The 21,733-nt window shown below is 32.9% G+C and carries 16 protein-coding genes, 1 tRNA gene and 1 pseudogene; 10 read left to right on the forward strand and 8 right to left on the reverse strand.

Annotated features, from left to right (window positions below):
- The first annotated feature begins 95 nt into the window (after positions 1-95).
- Together H3T96_RS06025 and H3T96_RS06030 are read left to right on the forward strand one after the other, a co-directional pair.
- On the forward strand, positions 96-3,158 hold the full coding sequence (locus H3T96_RS06025; protein WP_144091447.1) for an FAD-binding and (Fe-S)-binding domain-containing protein: 3,063 nt from the start codon (positions 96-98) through the stop codon (positions 3,156-3,158).
- An 8-nt stretch (positions 3,159-3,166) separates the two neighbouring features.
- Positions 3,167-3,268 (forward strand): annotated as a pseudogene (locus tag H3T96_RS06030) (IS3 family transposase); the annotation flags it as partial.
- Positions 3,269-3,336: 68 nt separating this feature from the next.
- On the opposite strand, the gene H3T96_RS06035 reads toward H3T96_RS06030, so the two are convergent.
- The 7 genes from H3T96_RS06035 to H3T96_RS06065 all read right to left on the reverse strand — a co-directional run bounded on the left by H3T96_RS06035 (position 3,337) and on the right by H3T96_RS06065 (position 8,482).
- On the reverse strand, positions 3,337-4,401 hold the full coding sequence (locus H3T96_RS06035) for a tyrosine-protein phosphatase (RefSeq protein WP_144091448.1): 1,065 nt from the start codon (positions 4,399-4,401) through the stop codon (positions 3,337-3,339).
- Positions 4,402-4,415: 14 nt separating this feature from the next.
- Complete coding sequence (locus H3T96_RS06040) at positions 4,416-5,231, reverse strand: PTS system mannose/fructose/sorbose family transporter subunit IID (RefSeq protein ID WP_086326836.1); 816 nt, start codon at positions 5,229-5,231, stop codon at positions 4,416-4,418.
- Positions 5,228-6,031, reverse strand: coding sequence for a PTS sugar transporter subunit IIC (locus H3T96_RS06045; RefSeq protein WP_039130301.1), 804 nt, complete (start codon positions 6,029-6,031; stop codon positions 5,228-5,230). Before H3T96_RS06045 ends, H3T96_RS06040 begins: the two co-directional genes overlap by 4 nt.
- Before the next feature lie 41 nt (positions 6,032-6,072).
- Positions 6,073-6,546, reverse strand: coding sequence for a PTS sugar transporter subunit IIB (locus tag H3T96_RS06050; protein ID WP_065737145.1), 474 nt, complete (start codon positions 6,544-6,546; stop codon positions 6,073-6,075).
- A 10-nt stretch (positions 6,547-6,556) separates the two neighbouring features.
- On the reverse strand, positions 6,557-6,988 hold the full coding sequence (locus H3T96_RS06055) for a PTS sugar transporter subunit IIA (protein ID WP_039130087.1): 432 nt from the start codon (positions 6,986-6,988) through the stop codon (positions 6,557-6,559).
- A 307-nt stretch (positions 6,989-7,295) separates the two neighbouring features.
- On the reverse strand, positions 7,296-8,141 hold the full coding sequence (locus H3T96_RS06060) for a MurR/RpiR family transcriptional regulator (RefSeq protein ID WP_144091449.1): 846 nt from the start codon (positions 8,139-8,141) through the stop codon (positions 7,296-7,298).
- Positions 8,142-8,408: 267 nt separating this feature from the next.
- A tRNA-Cys gene (locus H3T96_RS06065) sits at positions 8,409-8,482 on the reverse strand.
- 477 nt (positions 8,483-8,959) lie between these two features.
- Between H3T96_RS06065 and H3T96_RS06070 the strand changes: the two genes are divergently transcribed.
- A complete protein-coding gene (locus H3T96_RS06070; RefSeq protein WP_144091450.1) occupies positions 8,960-9,904 on the forward strand; it encodes a hypothetical protein in 945 nt (314 codons plus the stop codon).
- A 742-nt stretch (positions 9,905-10,646) separates the two neighbouring features.
- Here H3T96_RS06070 and H3T96_RS06075 read toward each other — a convergent pair.
- On the reverse strand, positions 10,647-11,528 hold the full coding sequence (locus H3T96_RS06075) for a LysR family transcriptional regulator (protein ID WP_144091451.1): 882 nt from the start codon (positions 11,526-11,528) through the stop codon (positions 10,647-10,649).
- Positions 11,529-11,691: 163 nt separating this feature from the next.
- Between H3T96_RS06075 and H3T96_RS06080 the strand changes: the two genes are divergently transcribed.
- The 7 genes from H3T96_RS06080 (at position 11,692) to H3T96_RS06110 (ending at position 21,330) form a co-directional block, all read left to right on the forward strand.
- A complete protein-coding gene (locus H3T96_RS06080) occupies positions 11,692-12,654 on the forward strand; it encodes an aldo/keto reductase (RefSeq protein ID WP_086327620.1) in 963 nt (320 codons plus the stop codon).
- Positions 12,655-13,117: 463 nt separating this feature from the next.
- Positions 13,118-13,948, forward strand: a complete 831-nt coding sequence (locus tag H3T96_RS06085; RefSeq protein ID WP_186279212.1) for a MetQ/NlpA family ABC transporter substrate-binding protein — start codon at positions 13,118-13,120, stop codon at positions 13,946-13,948.
- Positions 13,949-14,159: 211 nt separating this feature from the next.
- Positions 14,160-15,095 carry a hypothetical protein gene (locus H3T96_RS06090; protein WP_144091453.1) on the forward strand — a complete coding sequence of 312 codons (936 nt, stop codon included), beginning with the start codon at positions 14,160-14,162 and terminating at the stop codon, positions 15,093-15,095.
- A 323-nt stretch (positions 15,096-15,418) separates the two neighbouring features.
- Complete coding sequence (locus H3T96_RS06095) at positions 15,419-16,330, forward strand: hypothetical protein (protein WP_086327663.1); 912 nt, start codon at positions 15,419-15,421, stop codon at positions 16,328-16,330.
- A gap of 328 nt (positions 16,331-16,658) precedes the next feature.
- Positions 16,659-17,558, forward strand: coding sequence for an endonuclease/exonuclease/phosphatase family protein (locus tag H3T96_RS06100; protein WP_144091454.1), 900 nt, complete (start codon positions 16,659-16,661; stop codon positions 17,556-17,558).
- Positions 17,559-17,768: 210 nt separating this feature from the next.
- A complete protein-coding gene (locus H3T96_RS06105; protein WP_144091455.1) occupies positions 17,769-18,674 on the forward strand; it encodes an endonuclease/exonuclease/phosphatase family protein in 906 nt (301 codons plus the stop codon).
- Positions 18,675-19,428: 754 nt separating this feature from the next.
- Entirely contained in the window at positions 19,429-21,330 is a 1,902-nt protein-coding gene (locus H3T96_RS06110; RefSeq protein ID WP_198248615.1) for a hypothetical protein, read from the forward strand.
- Positions 21,331-21,733 lie beyond the last annotated feature (403 nt).

The following is a 21,733-nucleotide window of genomic DNA, read 5'->3' on the forward strand; positions in this document are numbered from 1 at the left end:
CATGACAACTCATTGAATATTAATTGAATAAACTTTGACCGAGCTTGATACTTGGATTACACTAAGTATAAGATTTATTATTAACTAGATTCATTATGATCCCTAGACTATCAAACTCACCTCAACTTGATGAGGTTACAAAAACATATTTAATTGCTCTCAAAGAATCTGGCTTTACCGGTGATATAGCAAGCGATTATGCTTCGTGTTTGACTATGGCAACGGATAACAGTATTTATCAATTAATGCCACAAGCGATATTATTTCCTCGTTCAACTGAGGATGTTCAATTAATAACGCATTTAGCCAATCAAGACACCTTTCAAACTTTAAAGTTTACACCACGAGGGGGTGGTACCGGAACAAATGGACAATCTTTAAATAAGGGTATCGTAGTTGATCTTTCTCGTTATATGAATCGAATTTTAGAGGTCAATATTGAAGAGGGTTGGGTAAAAGTTCAAGCAGGGGTGGTCAAAGATCAACTTAATGAATATTTAAAACCGTACGATTACTTTTTTGCACCCGAATTATCTACTAGTAATCGAGCTACGATTGGTGGAATGATAAATACCGATGCCTCAGGACAAGGCTCGATGGTTTATGGAAAAACATCCAATCATGTTTTAAGCGTTAAAGCCGTATTAATTAATGGTGAGATCCTTGAAACAAACAAAAAAAGTATTACAGAAGTTGAGAATCTGGCTAATGATTCAACGATTTACCGCACGGTATATGAATATTGTAAAAATCATCGCCAACTCATTTTAAATAAATTCCCAAAATTAAATCGCTTTTTAACTGGTTATGATCTGAAAAATGTCTTCAATGATAATTTAACCGAATTTGACTTAACACGCATTCTTACTGGTAGTGAGGGTTCATTAGCCTTTATTACCGAAGCTAAATTAAATATCATCCCCAAACCAAAATATCGTTTTTTAATGAATATTAAATACGACTCTTTTCAATCCGCATTAAGTAATGCCCCCTTTTTAGTAAATGCTGAAGCATTGTCTGTTGAAACAGTGGATTCAAAAGTTTTAGGACTGGCTAAAGAAGATATTATCTGGCAATCAATTAAAGAATTAATTACCGATGTTATCGGGCATGATATGCAAGGTATCAATATTGTTGAGTTTGCAGGTAATGATTATGAGTTGACTAAAGGTAAACTCGATAACTTAAGTAAGCAAATTGACAAACTAATGATAAATCATTCCTTAGGTATCATAGGTTATCAAACATGTGAAAACTTAGATGAAATTGAGAAGATCTATGCAATGCGAAAAAAAGCGGTGGGATTACTTGGTAATGCTAAAGGAATGCGTAAACCGATTCCTTTTGTTGAAGATACATGCGTGCCTCCGCAGCATTTAGCGGAATATATCGCTGGATTTCGAGCTTTGCTTGATAGTCATCATTTGTCTTATGGTATGTTTGGCCATGTTGATTCAGGAGTATTGCATGTTCGCCCAGCTTTGGATATGTGCGTTCCTGAACAAGAAAAACTGATGAAAACTATTTCTGATCAAGTTGTCGCTCTAACTGCTAAATATGGCGGATTACTATGGGGTGAACATGGTAAAGGGTTTCGTAGTGAATACAGTCCTGCTTTTTTTGGTGAAGAGTTATATCAAGGTTTAAGAACAATTAAAACTGCTTTTGATCCCCATAATCGTTTAAATCCGGGAAAAATTTGTCCACCTTTAGGTGTTGATGAGGGCATGTTAACCGTCGATTCTACCACACGGGGCTTTTATGATCGCCAAATTTCATTAAGTGTTAAAGAAGTTTTTCACGGAGCAACAGAATGTAATGGTAATGGTCTTTGTTTCAATTTTGATGTGAATAGTCCCATGTGTCCATCGATGAAGTTATCAGGTAATCGAGTTTATTCACCAAAAGGCCGAGCAACCTTAGTGCGCGAATGGCTACGTTTAATGGTTAAATTAGGTATGACAGAACAAGAACTTAATTCGTTATTAACAACAAAACACAGTTCGTTAGTTGTATTTGCTAAAAAAATAGCCAACACCGTTAAAGCAAAATTTGGAGAATATGACTTTTCACATGATGTAAAAGATTCAATGAATCATTGTTTGTCATGTAAAGCGTGTTCAACACAATGTCCGATTAAGATCGATGTACCTGATTTCAAAGCGCGTTTTTTACAGTTATATCACACCCGTTATTTAAGACCTGTGCGCGATTACTTGCTGGGAAATATTGAGTCATACCTGCCTTTAATGGCAAAAGCACCACGCTTTTTTAATTTTTTTATGAAGATGCCCGTTACAGAATATGTGACTAATAAAACCGTGGGTATGGCCAGTTTACCTATGTTGTCTGTGCCAACATTAAAAAAACAATTGATTGGTCATAACACTGCAAATATCAAACTTGAACAACTACAGAAATTTTCACAAGAGGAGCGCGCTAAGTATGTACTTGTCGTTCAAGATCCATTTACCAGCTATTATGATGCCAAAGTGGTCTATGATTTTGTCTGCCTGATCGAAACGTTAGGATATAAACCCGTCGTTTTACCATTTGTACCCAACGGTAAAGCTCAACACATAAAAGGGTTTTTAAAGCAATTTGCCAAGACGGCACAAACAGCTGCACAGGTATTATCACAAATAGCTCAATTGGGTATACCCATGGTTGGGGTCGATCCTGCATTGGTACTTTGCTATCGAGATGAATATAAACTTATACTTCAAGATAAAGTCAGTAATTTTAAGGTATTACTTTCACATGAATGGTTAACCAATATTGCTGACCACTTGCCAAACAGCCCACAATTAAAAACAACTGATAGAGAAAAATGGTATTTGCTAGGGCATTGTAGCGAAACGACGCAATTACCCGCCAGTAATCAACAGTGGCAACAGATTTTTAAACAGTTTGGTACTGATTTACAACCAATCCGAGTAGGGTGTTGTGGTATGGCGGGCACTTATGGGCATGAAGTTAATAATCTTACCGCATCAAAACAGTTATATGAATTATCTTGGCAACAAGCATTGACCAGCTATCCTAAAGAACGTTGTTTGACAACAGGGTATTCTTGCCGTAGTCAGGTTAAACGATTTGATAAGTTTATTATGAAGCATCCGATCCAAGCATTACTCACTATGATGCAGATGAATTGATTGAAAAAATAGAAGAATATATAGAATACTACAACACCAAACGGATTAAAGCCAAATTAAAAGGCCTGACTCCGGTTGAATATCGAAATCAGGCCTTACAAGCCGCTTAATAAAAGTGTCCAACTTTATGGGGTCACTTCATTATTTGCGCTTTTAAAAGAATGATTGCAATAAGTTATTATTCTAAATAAAGATCTTGCATGGTTTTAAAATCTTGATCTGTAAAACCTAACTCTTGCTTAATGTAATTTGCTGGTGAGCCAGCCACTTTTTTCATTGTATCAAGAATTTCCATCATAAAACTGACGCGGGTATCGATTAAACTCAATAAATAACCGAGTACATCTTCATCATCGGTAATCTTACGATAGGCAGCCATTTTGATTTTATTTCGCTCTAAACGATTATCATGAGTCAGCATATAATCATAAATAATATCGGATTCAGATACACCTAACATAATTTGGATCAATAATACACCATATCCCGTTCTATCTTTACCGCCTCGACAATGTTGAAGACTTGGGCTGTTGTCGGCATCTAAAACGGCTTTTAACATTTGTCGATAGGCATTTTTAGATTTTTCACTTAACACAAAGTTACGATATTGTTCAAGCACTTGTATGCCATCGCCATTAACTAATTCTCGAGGAATATCTCTTAGTACACTCTCAATCAATGCTTGATCTTCATTGCTTGGGTCGGCTGCAAATTGAGCTGCAAGTTCCGCCGTTTGAGCTGATGCATCTAAATGAAACGTCTGTTTTTCCCCAATGGATGAATTAGGACTGGTTTTAATTTCATTAGCACTGCGATAATCAATAATTGTTTTAATATTTAATGCAGTAATATATTGTTGGGCATCGGGTTTTAAACCATGAAGATGATTGGAACGATATAATTGTCCCCATTTAACACGTTTACCGTTCGCACCAACATAACCACCAAAATCTCGGAAATTATTCAAACCGGTTATTGGTAACGTTCTTTCACCAAATATTAAGGGTGATTGACCTCCCTTTTCTAAAATGAAATAAATACGCTTTTTAGCTTGTAACGGATCATCAAAAATCACCGGACTTTGTACATTTTTGCCAATCAATGTTTTAGCTTGGGTATGGGCATTAGCCTCTTGAGTCCAATAAAGATCAACGGATTGTTGATCTAATGAATCAAATGTTATGACGATTTGTCCTTGATTATTACGCACTGCTGATACAGCTTCTTTATTTTGTTTTTCCATCGTTTTTTACCTAATTAATGTAGTATACCCAACATCGAAAGAATCACTCCAATCACCATTACTGCTATGATTAATGAAACAGTATATTTTCCTTGGAATTTTCTGACTAAATAAAACACACCTAAAGCAAAAAGGATAGTTAATAAATTCGGCATGACTTTATCAAACATATCTTGTACTTTGATTGACTGTTCACCAACTTCTATTAATAGGGGCGTTGAAACTTTAACGGTCGTGGCAATGAGAGAGCCGAGCACCATCACACCCACCACATTGGCTAAATTACTAATTCTTTGAATGATATTTGAATTTTTAGATTGTTCAATAAGATCAACCCCTTTATTGTAGCCATAGTGAACAAAGAAATATTTGGTGAAAATATTGACTAAATTATAAATAAAGAACATCAATATCGGTCCAATCACATTACCTTGTAAAGCAAAAGCTGCGCCGATACTGCCACAAATTGGCATCCAAGTGAATTTTAATAAGCTATCGCCCAATCCGGCAAAAGGTCCCATTAAACCCGCTTTTAATGAAATTACCGCATCTTTTTCTTCTTCTGTGGTTTTTTCTTCCATTGCAGCTGTAACACCCAATATCAATGCCCCAGCGTTAACTTGAGTGTTAAAAAACTCAAAGTGACGTTTCATGGCACGGATGCGAGTTTCTTTATCGGCATCTTTATAAAGCCGATCTAAAATAGGGATCATGCAATGTGCAAAACCGATGGTTTGTAATTTTTCATAATTAAAAGAAAAAGGTATGGTTTGTATACGCCAAAAGACACTATTGAGATCTTTTTTGGTAATTTTCTTTTCGTTATTCATAGATCATACTCCTCTTCAACTGCACTATTATTTACTGTAGATTTATCCTCTGTGTTACTACTTGAATTTTCATTCTTTTTACCAGCCATAAACGCCATGTCATATAGAACCGCAAACGCCAGTGCAATGAAAGTAATTGGGATAATCGGTAATTTAAGATAACTGGTTAATACAAAACCGAGTAAAAAGAAAAACCACATAGTCCCTTTTAAGAGCATGAGTAATAAAATACAGATACCCACAGCAGGAATTAATTTTGACGCAACGCCCATACCTGTAATGATATCTTTCGGAATCGCATCTAAAATGGTTTTAATTAAATCACTACCAAAATAGATTGCTAAGAAACAAGGTACAGCACGAATCAAGAACCAAACCGGTGTAGAAAAGTAATGAACTTTGACCAGTCCCTTATAACTCCCATTTTGAATACTTTTTTCTGCCAATGGATTTAGAAAGCAAGCAAAAGATCGCCAAACAATCAATAACTGCTGGCAAAGTATTGAAACAGGAAGCGCTAATGCGACACCTGCAGCAATTCCACCTTGAGTTGCAATGCCGAGCGAAACACCAATTATCGAACCTGCAACAATATCAGGTGCGGAATAGGCACCCACATTACCAATACCCATCCACATAAGTTCAAGAGTGGCACTGATTGCAAGTCCTTGAACCAGATCGCCCATAATAATGCCAGCTATCGTTCCTGTTAATAATGGTCGACGTAGCATTTGTGGACCAACATCATCTAATGAACAGATTCCCGCCCAAATGGCGACAAGAATAGCCTGTGTTAACATAGGTTAACCTCCAAATATAATTAATAAATAGCTAATTAAGACTAATTAATCAGTGTTTTGAGTAAAACAACGGGATCTTTGGGAACCATTTGAATCTCAACAATCACATTTTTTTCAATCAGATTTTTGAATGCTTGTTCTTCTTCAGGCGTAACGGAAACCGCTCGTGATAATTGATGGCGTCCTTCTTGCATGCGCATTCCGCCAACGTTAAGTTTTTCAAGCTCTAATCCTCCTGATACCAGCGCATCGACATCAATGCTGTTGGTAAATAACAACATAGTGCGTTTTTTGATAGGTGTTTTTTTGAGGATTTCAATAAATTGTTGAACGCCAAATACTAAGACTTTTAATTCTGGTGGGGCAGACATGGTTAAAACCGATTGTTGAACTTTATCGTTGGCAACTTTATCATTAATCACTAGAACTTGTTCAATATTATAATTTTTTACCCAAGTAGTGATAACTTGTCCGTGAATAAGACGATCGTCGATTCTTGCTACATTAATTGGCATATTGTTCTCCTTACAAATCAGTAGATTGTTCTCGTTGAGAATTTAGTACTTGTGCAACGTCAACACAGCTTTGCGGAAAAACTTCTTCAATGGCAGCTTTAACGTCGTTAAGTGATCCTTCTCGATTATTTAAAACTTCAAGCAATACGGGAATATTAAACCCACTAAATAGCAATACATCACCATGTTGTATTAATAGTTCACCGGCAAGATTACACGGCGTACCCCCCATAATATCAACGAGAATAATGACACCGTCACCTTTATTCAGACTCTGATAACTTTCAGCCATCTGCTGACGTAGATTATCAATATTGCTATCAACTAAAACCGATATTACTTTGATATCTTGTTGTTGCCCCATAAGCATCTGAGCACATTCAAGCGCACCTTGGGCAAAAGGGCCATGACTGGCTAAAATAATGGGTAATTGTTGTTCCATTTTCAGTTTCCTTTATCCAAACTACATTTAACAAAATGTAATAATGTTACTTTAAATTAATAAATATTTAGTAATAAAATTACATCTAAGTGAAAATTAAGTCATCCTTTTTTTTTTAGATTTTTAGGAATTTGTGAACTGGATCATGTTTAGTTAAAAAAATCGTTGAATAACTTAATGTTTTATTCATGATTTGAAAGGTTTAAACAATCCAATAAGAAAGGGAATGGGACAACATTAAAGCTTAATGAGTAAAAAGCGCTAATGTATCTTTGAGTAGAAATTAAAATAATATCTTTTAAAACCGTTATTTATGATGAGGATATTTACGTTTTTCGCGACTTTGAGTCTGCTCAAGCAAATGTTCATCATATTTTCGGATGAATAAATTGGTCAGTAACATATTCATAACCGATATTTGCGAAATTTTAGAACGAATTGGAATCAGTCGTGAAGCATGCTCCATCGAGGTAGTATGTAACACAATGTTTGCTAATAAAGATATCTGACTTTGCCCCATTTTTGTGATTGCAATAGAGGGCACTTTTAAACTTTCGGCAAGTTTTAATAGCTCCACACATTCTGGTGTTTCACCTGAATGTGAAATAATAATGATCAAATCATTTTTACCGAGCGTGCTAACAATACTTCGGCTGATATGCGAATCAAAATGGCAGTTAACATCTTTTTTAATTTTAATGAGTTGATACTCCAACTCTTTTCCAACTAAACCGCTACTGCCCACCCCAAAAATAACGATCTTGTTACTCGCTATAATCAAATCAATGGCGTTATCCAATGCGTTAAGGTTTACGATTGAATGGGTATCATCGATAGAAGATTTTTCCATAGCCTGAACTTTTCTATTCACATCTTGCAAGGTATCATTAAGATTAATGTCATCTTGTAAGATGTCCGTACTTAATTTTTGTGGTGATGATGAAATAAGATCAACTTTAAAGTCGCTAAATCCACTGTAACCGAGTTTATTGCATAACCTTAAAATAGTACTGGTACTGACACAATTGAGCTTAGCTAATGTCTGAATACTCATATTTTTTACTGCTTGAGAATTGCTTATAATGTACTGCGCAACCTCTAATTCTTTTACCGACAGGTCATTTTTTACTTCCCTGAGTTTCAAATTAATCATGCTCACCTCGAAATTGAAATACCTGAACGTCAGTATAGTAAATAAGTTCAAAAATTGAAAAATATTTTAAATTGCACACAAAGAAAGCAATCATTAATCTTAATTCAATTATTTAAACAATTATTTAAACTAATGATAGTTAAAATAATAGAATTGATTAAGTACTTATCTAAGATTTATTCGATTTATTATTAATTTTGAATAGGTAAACTAAACGATAACTTAAAGGGAAGTGGATATTAACGATGTGTTATTTTGAAAAGTTTATGGAGGCGCGTCCCGGAGTCGAACCGAGGTAGACGGATTTGCAATCCGCAGCATGGCCACTCTGCCAACGCGCCGTAGTGCTCTGTCTCAACAGGTGGCAAATAGTAGCATTGGCTTTATAAATCGTCAAGGCTTAATAGACTATAATTACAGCAGTCATAATAAATTGATTTAAAATGATGCATTTTTCTTGTAAAAAAGTTTCAGGTCATGCATGTGTTTCAGTAAAAAATCGATTTTAGGTCACAATTAATTGATATAAATTGAGTACAAAATAATTAATAAAAGTCGTAAAATCTAAAATTTGATTTAAGTGATGTAAACCAACAATCAATCCTTAGTACCATTGAGAGGAAAACGATCGCTTATTAAACGAGCTAATTATCAAAAAATTGACTGTTAGTAAGATCTAATTTTTAATCCGACTTGTTCTTATAAACTTTTACTTGAGTTGGAGAGAGTTAGAAAAATAGGGCGATAGCCTATTAACTATAATATTAAACGATAAGAGATGCATCACATTCATCAATAATTTCTTACAGGAAGTAAAAATGCTAAAAATCATCAATAGATCCATTTTTCTATTTTTATGCTGTTTTTTTGCATTGCAAGTCAATGCAAACCAAGTAAAGAATAATGCTAATATCCTACTAAGCCAAGAGACTATAAAATGGCAATTAGTTGCAATTGATCATCTCTCTAATGAGTCCATTGAACCTGAAATATTTCATAATCAATTGAAGAAAATAAAAAGCATAGTAATTAAAAGTGCAAAAGATAAATTGATTATTGATGAAACTCATAGCGTAAATTTAAATCAAACGCCCGATGACTTATCGCCAGCTAACCAGCGATTACTAAATAACATCTTGGAAAAATTAAATTTAACTTATCAGCAACAAGATTATCAACATTATACAATTAACACATTGCCAACGTTCTATGATCTAAATCAGTCGGTAGTCGTTATTTCCAATTACCTATTTTTGTTCACTAATAATGAAATTGTTTTGGCGTTCAAAATCAAACAAGAAATACAGCATGAATTAGCAAATATTGAAAGTAAACTGAATTTAACCCATCTACCATTAAATAATCGTTATTGGTCTAGTGAAAATGAACTTGGTGTTTTTACTCCAATAAATAATCAATTTAATTACTTTTTTAAAGGCAATATTGAAGAAAGTGATCTAATGCTTTTAAAGATAAAATCTAACAAAAAAATAAAATTGTTATTACTTTTTACATATAATGAAAATTCATCGGGTAATCTATCCCTAATAAGCCTGACAAATGATTTTGATGTAATTGACCGATTAGAAATTGGTGAAATCTATGAATTAGAGGATGGGGGAATCATTACAGAGTATTCTATTGATGCCAATTATCTCATTACACTCAATCAAGTCGAACACCGAAATAATCAATCACCCAAATTATTAAGTAAAACTTACTATAAAATGAATGAGGAAGGGCGGTTTATTCAAGTGCAATGATCATTAAGTTCTCTTGTATAAAAAACTTAGCAATAGATTCTATCTAAAACTAAAATTCAGACAAGAAAATAAAACGGTATAGACTCCTGAAAAATTTTTACAGATTTGATGTTAATTATTTAATATAATTGGATTTATCATTTAATATTCGTTTATCTATTTATAAATAATTAAACCTTATTGACGGTTTGTCAGAATTTTATAAAAAATGAAACGGTATAAACTCCTGAATAATTTTTACAGATTTGGTGTTAACTATTTAATATAATTGGATATTATCATTTAACATTCGTTTATCTATTTATGATTAATCAAACCTTATTGACTGTTTGTTAGAATTTTATAAAAAATGAAACGGTATAGACTCCTGAATAATTTTTACAGACTTGGTGTTAAATAGTTAATATAATTGAATTTATTATTCAACATGCGTTTATCTATTTATGATTAATCAAACCTTATTGACTGTTTGTTAGAATTTTATAAAAAATAAAACGGTATAGACTCCTGAATAATTTTTACAAATTTGATGTTAATTATTAAATTTAATTGAGTTTATTATTTAATATTTGTTTATCTATTTATGATTAATTAAACTTTATTGACTGTTTATTGGATTGAATAAAATGAACTATTCGGAATCGATAAAAGGGTATTTGTCAAAAAGTGTCAGTTTTTGCTTAGAGTTCAGAAAAAAATAGAGTTAACTAAAACAGTATATTCTTTGTTCAACTTGAGTGAATTAGTATTTCAACGCTTCTAAAATCAATTTAAATACATTTGAATGACCTTTTCGGCTTGGGTAATAGATATAAAATGGTTCATAGGTCATGGCAAAATCGGCTAATAATTCAACTAATGTTCCTTTTGCTAATTCTTCTTCTACTTCTAACCGACCCACCCAAGTAATACCTAAACCGTCTAATGCTGCCTGTTTACGGAGATGATTATTAAAAATTAATTGTGATGAAGGATGATAAATTAGAGTATTACCATTATCGTTAAATTCCCATGATAATTCTGCACCATGATGAGAAGAGATTCTTAATCCTATTAATTTATGATGATCTAAATCATTAATATGCTTGGGTTTTGTGGTATTTTTTAAATAATCTGGGCTGGCAACCAATGCCATTTTTAACGGCTCTGATATTTTTACTGCAACCATATCTTTAGCGAGATCGTCACCGATACGGCAGCCCATATCAAAACCTTGTTCAACAATATCGACCCAATTATTGTCGGCTTGAATTTCAACTTTTATTTGAGGATATTGAGTTAAAAAATCGCGCAATTTAGGATAAAGAATCATTTCTACCGCAAGACTTGTCGAATTAATTCTGATTGTTCCCGACGGCGTTTCAAGAAAATTTGCTAAGGCATGAACTTCGTCATTAATCGATTTGAATAAGGGGGCAACTTGCTTAAATAACTGTTCGCCTGCTTCGGTTAATGACATACTGCGGGTGGTACGATTAAATAATCGTAAATCAAGACGGCTCTCTAAATTACGCATACTATGACTCAGTGCCGAGGGAGAAATTTGTAAAGACTTGGCCGCTTTTGCAAAACTGCCCGCTTGGGCTATCGTTATAAAGTAATTTAGTTCATTAAAGTTATACATATCGGGTTGGATTAATGAATTTTATTCATCATACTATAAATCAATACCCTGTTTATCTCAATAAAATTACTGTTTAAAATCAGTTCATCAAAAGACTGTTATCTGTTTTTTGTTGAAACAATCGTTTACCTAAGTCAATTTAGCAGCAAGAAAGGAGGAAGTTATGGATTACATTAAACTTGGCACGTCGAACATTGAAGTGTCGCGATTTTGTTTAGGGTGTATGAGTTTTGGCGATCCAGCCAGTCAAATGCATGCATGGACACTTGATCCTGATCAAAGTGAAGCGATTATTAAACACGCTCTTGATTTAGGCATTAATTTTATTGATACTGCTAACACTTATTCGGCTGGTACCAGTGAAGAATATGTAGGACGAGCAATTAAAAGAAACATTGCCCGCGATAAAGTTGTGATTGCAACCAAAGTTTATTTTAATGAAGGTCATCTTTCCAAAAAAGCGATCGAGACAGAGATCAATGGATCACTTAAACGCCTTGGCACTGATTATGTGGATTTATATATTATTCACCGTTTTGACTATAGCACGCCGATAGACGAAACAATGGAAGCGTTGCATAATCTGGTGAAAGCAGGAAAAGTCCGTGCATTAGGTGCGTCAGCGATGTATGGTTATCAATTTCATAATATGCAATTAGCTGCTCAGCAAAACCACTGGACACAGTTTGTATCGATGCAAAATCATTATAATTTATTGTATCGGGAAGATGAACGTGAGCTCATTCCTGTTTGCAAGCAATTTAATGTTTCATTAACGCCATATAGCCCTTTAGCGGCAGGCAGATTGTCTCGTTTAGAGTGGAAAGCTGACACATTACGCAGTAAAACTGATAAGGTTGCTATCTCTAAATACGACAGTACCCAAAATACCGATGCCAATATTGTAAAAAGAGTTCATGAAATTGCCGAAAAATATAATGTAACTATGACACAAGTGGCTTTAGCATGGCAGTTTGCTAAAGGGGTTGCTTCACCTATCATTGGAGCAACTAAAACGCAATATCTTGACGATGCAGTAGGGGCATTGAAGGTTAAATTAACGCAAGAAGATGTTACTTATCTTGAGGAACTTTACATACCACATCGTATTATGGGCGCTTTATAACTCGAATTGAGTGATTGAAATTATTACCCTTAAAAAGGTTTGATATCATTTTAGGGGTAATTGTCAAAAAGCTTGAGAATAGCCTTAAGGTTTAACTCTATCTTACTTTTAATTAAATCAATATCGGTTAAATTTTAACTTGATATCAAGCCATCAAATTCAATTTAGAAAAATTTACCAGCAATTCTATAACAAAATGAAATAATTAATTTTTAATTTTGTTACGAAAATTACTCATCTTATGTCCTACTGATTTGAAAGAGTGATCATTTATCTCAGTACTATTTCGAGTTTCTTCAAACTTAACTATTTTCTATTAAATTTTGTTCGCATATAGCCAATTTGCATAATGATATAATTTTTTTGTATTAAATGATTGCTGCGCTAGTCACTATAATGTTAGTGGTAAGAATAATAAATATTATTTAGATATATTTAATATACTCAAATTTAAGGATTAATGATGCGAAGGATTTTTAATTTAGCCATTTTAATGTTGAGCTGTTTATTTTTGTTTGGTTGTGAACAAAAATCAAATTCAGAACAAGCCAATAAAACTGACAAAAAAGAGATCGTTGTTGGTTTACCGCCGAGTATGCACAATATTTTGATGGAGCGAGTGGTAAAACCAGAATTAGAACAAAAAGGTTATACGGTAAAACTGGTTAATTTTAGTTCTTTAAGAGATTCGAATACTGCGTTAGTTGAAGGTAGTATTGATATGAATGCAGCTCAGCATCAAGCGTATTTAGATGTTTATAATAAAGAAACGAATAACGACTTAGTATCATTAGTCCATATTCCATCCATTTCGGCTGCGCTGTTTTCACAGTCGCATCGGTCTGTTAATGAGATTGCCCCAAATCAAATAATTGCTATTCCAAATGATCCCTCTAATACCGCTAGAGCGCTGTTATTGTTGCAAAAATTAAATTGGATCACACTTAAACCAGACACAAAATCGGGTACAGCAAATATCAATGACATTGCTGAAAATAAGTATGACTTAAAATTTAGATTATTATTATCAGAAATCATACCCAGAACGTTAGGTGAAGTGGATTATGCCATTATGCCAGGAGGTGTAGCATGGTTAAGTAAGATACCCGCTGATAATGTTTTATTTCAAGAACAATTATCCCCTAATTTGGAGTTAATGGTCGTTGTAAAAAAAGAGAATTTAAATACGGCATGGGCTAAAGAGGTTAAAGCGATTTATCAGTCTGATGTTTTAAAAAGATTTATTAACGAAGATCCTGATGCTAAAGGTCGATTCATCTGGCCTCAACAGTAGATTAAATTATTGAAATTTTTTGCAGGGATAACGTTATTATTAATAGCAAAATATTTACTTAATCAGTTATTGTATATATTTATAGCATAATGATTATATCCAGTTAGTTATCTCTGTAACGAATTAGATAAACAGTGATTTGAAGTAGGTATTTATTAATATTAATGATAAAATTTATCCACATTAATAATAATTTTAAAATTTTAATACGATGAAAAAAATAAAATATACTTTACTTGTTACTTGCAGTTTAAGCTTGGTGGGCTGCTTTGAAAGTAGTTCACTCGATCGTTGGATAGATAATCCGACGGCTAATGAAATTAAATTGACTATTGATGATAATGAATTAACGATTCCTGCACAATCAGGCATACAATATAAATTTGATTATGGCAAACATACTTTAACGTATAACAATGATTCACTAAACTTCATTGTTAAACCCGCTAAATTTGGAATGGCAAGCTTTATTAATCCTACCCAAAGTAACTATTTTATTTATACTGTCGTATATTCAACTTCAAATATAAGTCAGGAAGAGTATGACAAACTTTCACAAAGAGCGATAAAAAAATTACCTATAATTGTCAATGGTGAAGAAGCAGAAATAGAACTTCCAACTGTCGAGATTAATGATGTATTCATCGATAGAATGGATACTAAGTGGGATTATTCGTTTGATGAACCTTTTCCTGAAGAGTTATTTGAAGAGCTAAATTTACCTAAAGGCTCGTATTATTACGATGACAAAAGAAAACTGTTTCGAGAAGTGGATTTTATTGATTATTTGAAAAATGATGGGGTAGAAGAAGCGATCAGTTTCTCTTATCAACCCAAAAAGTTCAACGAAACTACCAAACATGTCTTTCCAAATATTGATTTAACAGCCATAAAATGTGAAGCCGGTCAAACGTACATGAAAGAATTATTAAATGACTGGCATCATTTATTCACGCTAAAAGGTGGAGATTTTGCAAGTACTTATAATAAATTGACGTCTAATGACGCAAGTCATAAAAATTATGAATCAAAAAAATTGTGTAATCCTGAGACAGATCCAGACGGTACCTATGATAAAGCATTGACTAAAATTACTGATGCTATTCGTGATATTCGTGATGTGCACTTTTTTGTAATTAAATCATAATGCACTGATAATTTAGAAATTATCTAAACGATATTCTTAATCCACTCGTCATAAATAGGCGTAATATTATTTGTAATAATATTATGCCTGAATATTTTTTTTACCTTTCTTCTTTTATATTATGTAATGATTACTCATTAAATTTTTAAAAATGTGTTATATAAAAAGATGAAAAAATTTAAGACAAGTAATCAATCAACAATCAAATAAAAGTGTGATGAATATCTGATCTTTATTTAAAAACCATTAAGAAATATTATAATTTTGCAAGTGATTATGTTATTATTTACGCCATCTTTTAACAAAATTAACAAATGAATGTGATGAAAAAAATTAAATCTACTTTAACTCTTATTTGTAGTTTAACTTTAGTTGGCTGTTTCGACTCTACTTTTAGCAATAGTTCTGTTGACCGATGGATTGATAATCCTACTGCAAACGAAATAAAAGTCACTATCGACGACAAAGAACTCACCATTCCTGCAAAATCAGGCATTAAATATGCCTTTGAGTATGGCAAACACACTCTAACATATAATGGTGATTCACTTACTTTCATGGCAAAACCTGCAATATCAAACAATACTGGATTTATTAATCCAACACAAAGTAACTATATTTTGTTAACAACCTACTATACCAACAGTGATGAAGTCTATGATCAATTGATCAAGCCTTACCTTAAACTTATTCCAGTTTCCGTAAACGGCGTACCCGCAGAGATGGAATTACCAGTACAAATTTTTAATGATGTATTTATCGAAAAAAATAGTAATTCTTGGGATTATTCAGTCGATGAAGAACTGCCTGATTCCGTGACGGTTCGAGGTGAAAACCAATATCAAGCACAAAAGCGTAAAATGTACCGCGAAGATGATTTTCTTGATACCATAAATTCAGAAGATATCGATGAAAAAGTGAGTCTTCCTTACACGCCTAAAAAATTTTCTGAAATCAAGAAACATGTATTACCAACCCTTGATTTAGACAAAATTGAATGTAAAGAAGGACGCGAGTTTCTGGAATCACAGCTTAAAGATTGGAATAAATTTTTTACCACTAAGGGCAGTGAATCAGGTAATACTTATAAACAGTTGACTTCACACGAAACGTTCAAGAAAAAACATTCACTATGTTCTGGTCAAGACCCGCAAAATACTTACCAATTCACGACCAGAGAAATTGAAGACGCAATGGATGATTTGAGACAAATAAATTTCTTTGTTACCGAATAGGTGAATCTTTACCTAACAAACCAAAGCGATTATTAAATACCTAATAACGCTTCATAAGAACTTACTAAATGGGCATAAAATCAGTTTAATTTTATGCCCGTATTTTTTACTCTTATTTAATCTTATATAACGATAAAAATGTTTAGTCATTTTTTACTTCATAAGGTATTTTGTAATTTAATGCCTTAACTAAAGTTCCATTAAAACAACCAATCATGCAAAATTGAAATAAAATTATTGAGCTATATCACACAAATTATAAAAAAAGATTTATTTATTATTCATTCTAGATAATATTTATCAAAAGAATAAATGAAAGGAATATCGTATGGGTAAAACTAAATTAAAATTAGCCGCTATTATCGGAGCCGTAATTCTTAGTTCTTCGATGGCTTTTGCTTCACTTGAGGATGCAAAAGATTTAAAAATCATTAGTTATAATGTCTATAATGGCATGAAATTGGATGAGTCAGAAGGAAAACAAAAATTTATTGATTGGGCGAAAATGCAGGATGCCGATATTATTGCTTGGCAAGAAATGAATTTTTTTACTCGTGAAAAACTTGAAAAATTTGCGGCAAGTTATGGTCACAATTATGCAGTATTATTAAAAGAGGCACCAGATGATCCCGCCTCTTTCCCTGTTGCGATCACGTCAAAATACCCAATTGTGAATGTAAATAAAGTCGTTGATAATTTATGGCATGGCGCTTTATATGCGGATGTGGGTAATTATCATTTTGTAATAACCCATATGAACCCATTTTGGACGTCAAAAAGAATAGATGAGATCAACTTGATTATTGATTCAATCAAATACAGTACAGATCCAAAAGGTAAATGGATTATTGCTGGCGATTTAAATTCATTCTCCCCAGCAGACAAAACGGAATATGACAACAGCAAATTATTGGAAGATATCAAAGATAAACAAAAGAAACGACCAATCTTAGATAATCTTGTGAATGGCCAATTGAGTTATACGGTACAACAAAATTTACTGGATGCGGGTTATATTGATGCTTTAAAATTGAAAAACAAACAATTTATTTCAACTGCACCAACTAAAGTATTTTATGATCAGGCATCAACGCCATTGCGATATGATTATATTTATGTTTCTCCGAAACTTAAAAAGGATGTCATTGATGTTAAAGTTTTGAAAGATGAATTTACTGATACTTATTCCGATCACTATCCAGTACAAATGATCATTCATAATAAATAATAACAATACTACTTAACTTAACTTAACTTAACTTAACTTAATTGCTTAATAAGTCAGCCATACTGCAATAGTATGGCTTTTTTATATTCATCAGTTTTAATGCTAAAAGTGATAGGTTGTGATAAGACTCTCAAAAACAAAATGTAATTTAAAGTAATATTAATGTTTAGCAATTTTAACTCGCTAAATCTTTTTAAAGGATAAATAACGATGAAAAAAAATTTTTGGGTAGTTAGTTTGATTGGACTGTTTTCACTTTGTTTCAATGTTTATGCTGATGACGATCTGGTAAAAACACAATATCAAAGTTCGCCTAATAAAGTCTATGCCGAAGGTAAACAACCACAAATAACGGTGGCTAATTACAATATTGCTGGCGGACTTAGGAAGCATAAAGTGGATCTAGATTTAGTCGCTAATGCCATTAAAGCCATGAATGCTGATATTGTTACACTTGAAGAGGTCGATCAAAAAACCTCTCGCAGTGATGGTTTGGATCAGGCAAAAGTTTTAGCTGAAAAAACTGGAATGCATTATGTTTTTGGTAAAGCGACTGAAATGAAAGGGGGAAATTACGGCAATGCAATTTTGTCTAAGTACCCAATCGAAAAAAATAAAGTTTTTTTATTGCCATCGGGTTCTTTCGAGCAAAGGTCACTTATGCTTAGCAAGATTAATGTTCCCGGCTTTGATTCTCCTATTTATATCTTCAATAGTCATTTTGATTGGCATGAAGAAGATGAAGTGAGAATGTCACAAGCTCGATTTATTAATAGCATCGTTTTTGATGATCTTGATTTAGATGATGAGTTTCCTAATTTAGCAACGGGAATTATGATCTTGCTAGGTGACTTTAATTCTGTTGAAAGTGACAGGGTGATTAAAGAACTTGATAAATATTGGAATCGAGTTAAAAAAGATGGTGTTGATACACGTACTTGGCCAGCGGGCAATCCTGGATTAGATCTTGATCACATATTTACCAGTCGTAACCAAGTCTGGAGTGTAGAGCAATTAACCATACCTAATGATGGTAATGAGTGGAACGGTATTAAATGGCCATTAGTCAGTGATCATATACCTGTTATTGCTAAGCTAAAATTATTAGAACAATAATGAATGGGCGGAATGCCCATTTTTTATGAATATACGCAAGCACTGGATTTATCACTATGACTAATACACTCGTGCCTTGTATACAAGAAGCTAAAATAATGGCAACGACAATCGTCACAAAGTAAAGGGTAATTTGCTGTTTTGCTAATAATTCTTTGATAGTTGGCAAATCAATAATAGATTTTTATTTAAAGAAGATTGTTTTATAGCTTATCAGAAAAGTAGATGTTTATCTTCATACTCATTGGCAAAGTATAGTTTGTTTATTTTCAGCTTTGTTAACAGATATTTTTTTACTTTTTTACTTTTTTACTGGTGATTATTTGTTAGTGAAAAAGTTTCAACTCAAAATGATTATTATGAAAATCAATGATGTTAAGCAAATTAACTTAATTAAAGTTTTAAACAAAAAGCACTAACTTAGTTAAAAAAACTCAATATTGTGAGTCTCATCACATTGCACAATAAAAGCAAGCATATCCCTGAAATTATTAAATGCTTCCGTTTTTAATTACTCTTTACTTTCCTAACTGTAAGTTAATTAAATTAAATTTACTCAATCTGGGATTTATCATATCACATTTAATATTTCATTTTGTTAAAACCAAAAGTATTTATTGAGGAATATGAACAAAGTAGAAACTGCTATCACGATCACAATTTATTTTTTCTAACCCGTTTATACTACTTATTGAATTTGTTAATCTTTTCCTTAAGTTTTGTTATCGAAAGTGAGGTAGTAATGAAAAAATGTATGAAAAATTGGATAACTGTGGGGATATTGTCCACTCTGTGTTTACCCATCCATTCTGTTTGGGCTAAGGACTATCAATTGTCTGGGAAGAATACGACTATTAAAATTTCAGATAGTGCCAATCAAAAAAGTATTACTTCCTTAGATTTTATTAATGCTAAAAATAGTGATCAAATCAAGGTGAACACCTTGTTTGAAATTACACTGAGCACGGGTAAAAAATTGACGGATAAAGATTTTCAATTAAAAACATTAAAACAAAATGATAATAATTTAACGTTAACCTATACTGGTCATGATCTTAATGTTGAAACGTTATTAAATTTAAATGATGATAATCATTTTGCGAGTTTTGAACTGCAAATCACCCCTAAAACTAAATCACTTTCAATGACGGCTATTTCTTTGATGCCATTTCATTCACAAGCACCTTTTGTTTATGGTTCTGTGGTGAGTTCACCCATTATTAGTGATACCTTTTTTATCATTCCTGAAAATCCGCTAACAAACACTGTTGCTTATGAGGGGGGCGTTTCGCAAAAAATTCCTCAGGAAATTCCTTTACAAGCAAATCATACTTTAAGTTATAAAACCTATATCGGTACTTTTGAAACAGGTCAGTTAAGACGTCATGTTAACCAATTTATTAATTATGTGCGTGAACGCCCTTATGCACCTTATTTACACTATAATTCTTGGCTTGATATTGGTTTTTTTAATCCTTATACCGAAAAAGAAGCATTACTACGCATCGATCAGTATGGAAAAGAATTGGTAGAAAAACGTCATGTTAAGCTTGATGGTTATCTATTTGATGATGGTTGGGATAACTTAAAAGGTAACTGGGGATTTGGCAGCAATTTTCCTGACGAATTTAATAAACTAAAAAGTGCTTCAGAAAAATATCATGCTGCATTGGGTATATGGTTGTCACCATGGGGTGGCTATAACAAACCACGAGATACTCGTGTTAAAAATGCATCTGAATTTGGTTATGAAACAATGGATGGCAAATTGGCACTATCAGGGCCTAAATATTATGCTAATTTTCATAAACGTATTATTGAGTTAATTAATCAGCAAAATATCAGTATGTTTAAACTTGATGGCACAGGTAATGCTGATAAGGTTATTGCAGGTAGTGAATTCACCAGTGATTTTGATGCTGCTATCCATCTAATTAAGGATATGCGCAGTGCTAATCCTAATTTGTATGTCAATCTAACTACAGGTACACAAGCCACACCATCTTGGTTGTTTTATGCTGATTCCATCTGGCGGGGAGGCGATGATGTTAACTACTATGGCCCAGGTACAAAAGTTCAGCAATGGTTGACCTATCGTGATGCGGAAACCTATCGTTCAATTATTATGAAAGGTCCTTTATTTCCATTAAATTCGTTAATGTTACATGGCATTGTCTATGCTAAACAGGCCAAACATCTACAAAAAGAGAGCGACACTGATTTTGCTGATCAAGTTTGGAGTTATTTTGCAACGGGTACTCAGCTGCAAGAAATGTATATAACTCCTGAATTACTTTCAACTACAAATTGGGATACTTTGGCTAAAGCCGCGATCTGGTCGCGTGATAATCAACATGTATTATTTGATACACATTGGATTGGGCAAGATCCTACCAAATTAGCTGTTTATGGTTGGGCAGGTTGGTCAAGTGATAAATCAATTATTACGTTACGTAATCCGTCTGATAAACAGCAAGTTTACTATCTTGATTTACAAAATGATTTAGAACTACCTACCAATGCCGTTCAACATTTTCAAATCAATATTGATTATATAAGTAAATCTCATGCAGATAAACCAGCCAAAATTGACAAAACTGCAATGATAACATTAGCGCCATTTGAAACAGTGATCATGTCTTTAACGCCTCAGTAATCATAAAACACCTTATCTTACTTTGTTAAGGTAAGGTGTTATCTTTGAGCGATTAAATAGAGTATTAATTAAACTTGAAAAATTAGTAATTAAACAATAATAGATACATTAGATTATCAACAATCGTTAATAACCAATTTATATACATCGACAACCTAGAAAAATCCTACAACATTTTGATGACACTCAATAAAGAGTGAACAGCCATTTATATTCTATAAAAAAGGTTTGGCTTGAAAATAAAGTGAATAAAATAAAAAACTAACAATCGTTAATAACCAATTTATATACATCGACAACCTAGAAACATCCTACAAAATTTGATTACACCCAATAAAGAGTGAACAGCCATTTATATTCTATAAAAAAATTTTGGCTAGAAAATAAAGTGAATAAAATAAAA

Source organism: Gilliamella sp. W8136, from assembly GCF_016101285.1.
Taxonomy (GTDB): domain Bacteria; phylum Pseudomonadota; class Gammaproteobacteria; order Enterobacterales; family Orbaceae; genus Gilliamella; species Gilliamella apicola_N.

Bases quoted from the DNA above. Each gene is read 5' to 3' on its own strand.
- H3T96_RS06080 (WP_086327620.1), top strand. From the start codon at position 11,692: ATGGATTACATTAAACTTGGCACGTCGAACATTGAAGTGTCGCGATTT.
- H3T96_RS06095 (WP_086327663.1), top strand. From the start codon at position 15,419: ATGAAAAAAATTAAATCTACTTTAACTCTTATTTGTAGTTTAACTTTA.
- H3T96_RS06100 (WP_144091454.1), top strand. From the start codon at position 16,659: ATGGGTAAAACTAAATTAAAATTAGCCGCTATTATCGGAGCCGTAATT.
- H3T96_RS06090 (WP_144091453.1), top strand. From the start codon at position 14,160: ATGAAAAAAATAAAATATACTTTACTTGTTACTTGCAGTTTAAGCTTG.
- H3T96_RS06040 (WP_086326836.1), bottom strand. From the start codon at position 5,231: ATGAATAACGAAAAGAAAATTACCAAAAAAGATCTCAATAGTGTCTTT.
- H3T96_RS06060 (WP_144091449.1), bottom strand. From the start codon at position 8,141: ATGATTAATTTGAAACTCAGGGAAGTAAAAAATGACCTGTCGGTAAAA.
- H3T96_RS06075 (WP_144091451.1), bottom strand. From the start codon at position 11,528: ATGTATAACTTTAATGAACTAAATTACTTTATAACGATAGCCCAAGCG.
- H3T96_RS06055 (WP_039130087.1), bottom strand. From the start codon at position 6,988: ATGGAACAACAATTACCCATTATTTTAGCCAGTCATGGCCCTTTTGCC.
- H3T96_RS06110 (WP_198248615.1), top strand. From the start codon at position 19,429: ATGAAAAATTGGATAACTGTGGGGATATTGTCCACTCTGTGTTTACCC.
- H3T96_RS06085 (WP_186279212.1), top strand. From the start codon at position 13,118: ATGCGAAGGATTTTTAATTTAGCCATTTTAATGTTGAGCTGTTTATTT.
- H3T96_RS06050 (WP_065737145.1), bottom strand. From the start codon at position 6,546: ATGCCAATTAATGTAGCAAGAATCGACGATCGTCTTATTCACGGACAA.
- H3T96_RS06035 (WP_144091448.1), bottom strand. From the start codon at position 4,401: ATGGAAAAACAAAATAAAGAAGCTGTATCAGCAGTGCGTAATAATCAA.
- H3T96_RS06045 (WP_039130301.1), bottom strand. From the start codon at position 6,031: ATGTTAACACAGGCTATTCTTGTCGCCATTTGGGCGGGAATCTGTTCA.
- H3T96_RS06070 (WP_144091450.1), top strand. From the start codon at position 8,960: ATGCTAAAAATCATCAATAGATCCATTTTTCTATTTTTATGCTGTTTT.
- H3T96_RS06105 (WP_144091455.1), top strand. From the start codon at position 17,769: ATGAAAAAAAATTTTTGGGTAGTTAGTTTGATTGGACTGTTTTCACTT.
- H3T96_RS06025 (WP_144091447.1), top strand. From the start codon at position 96: ATGATCCCTAGACTATCAAACTCACCTCAACTTGATGAGGTTACAAAA.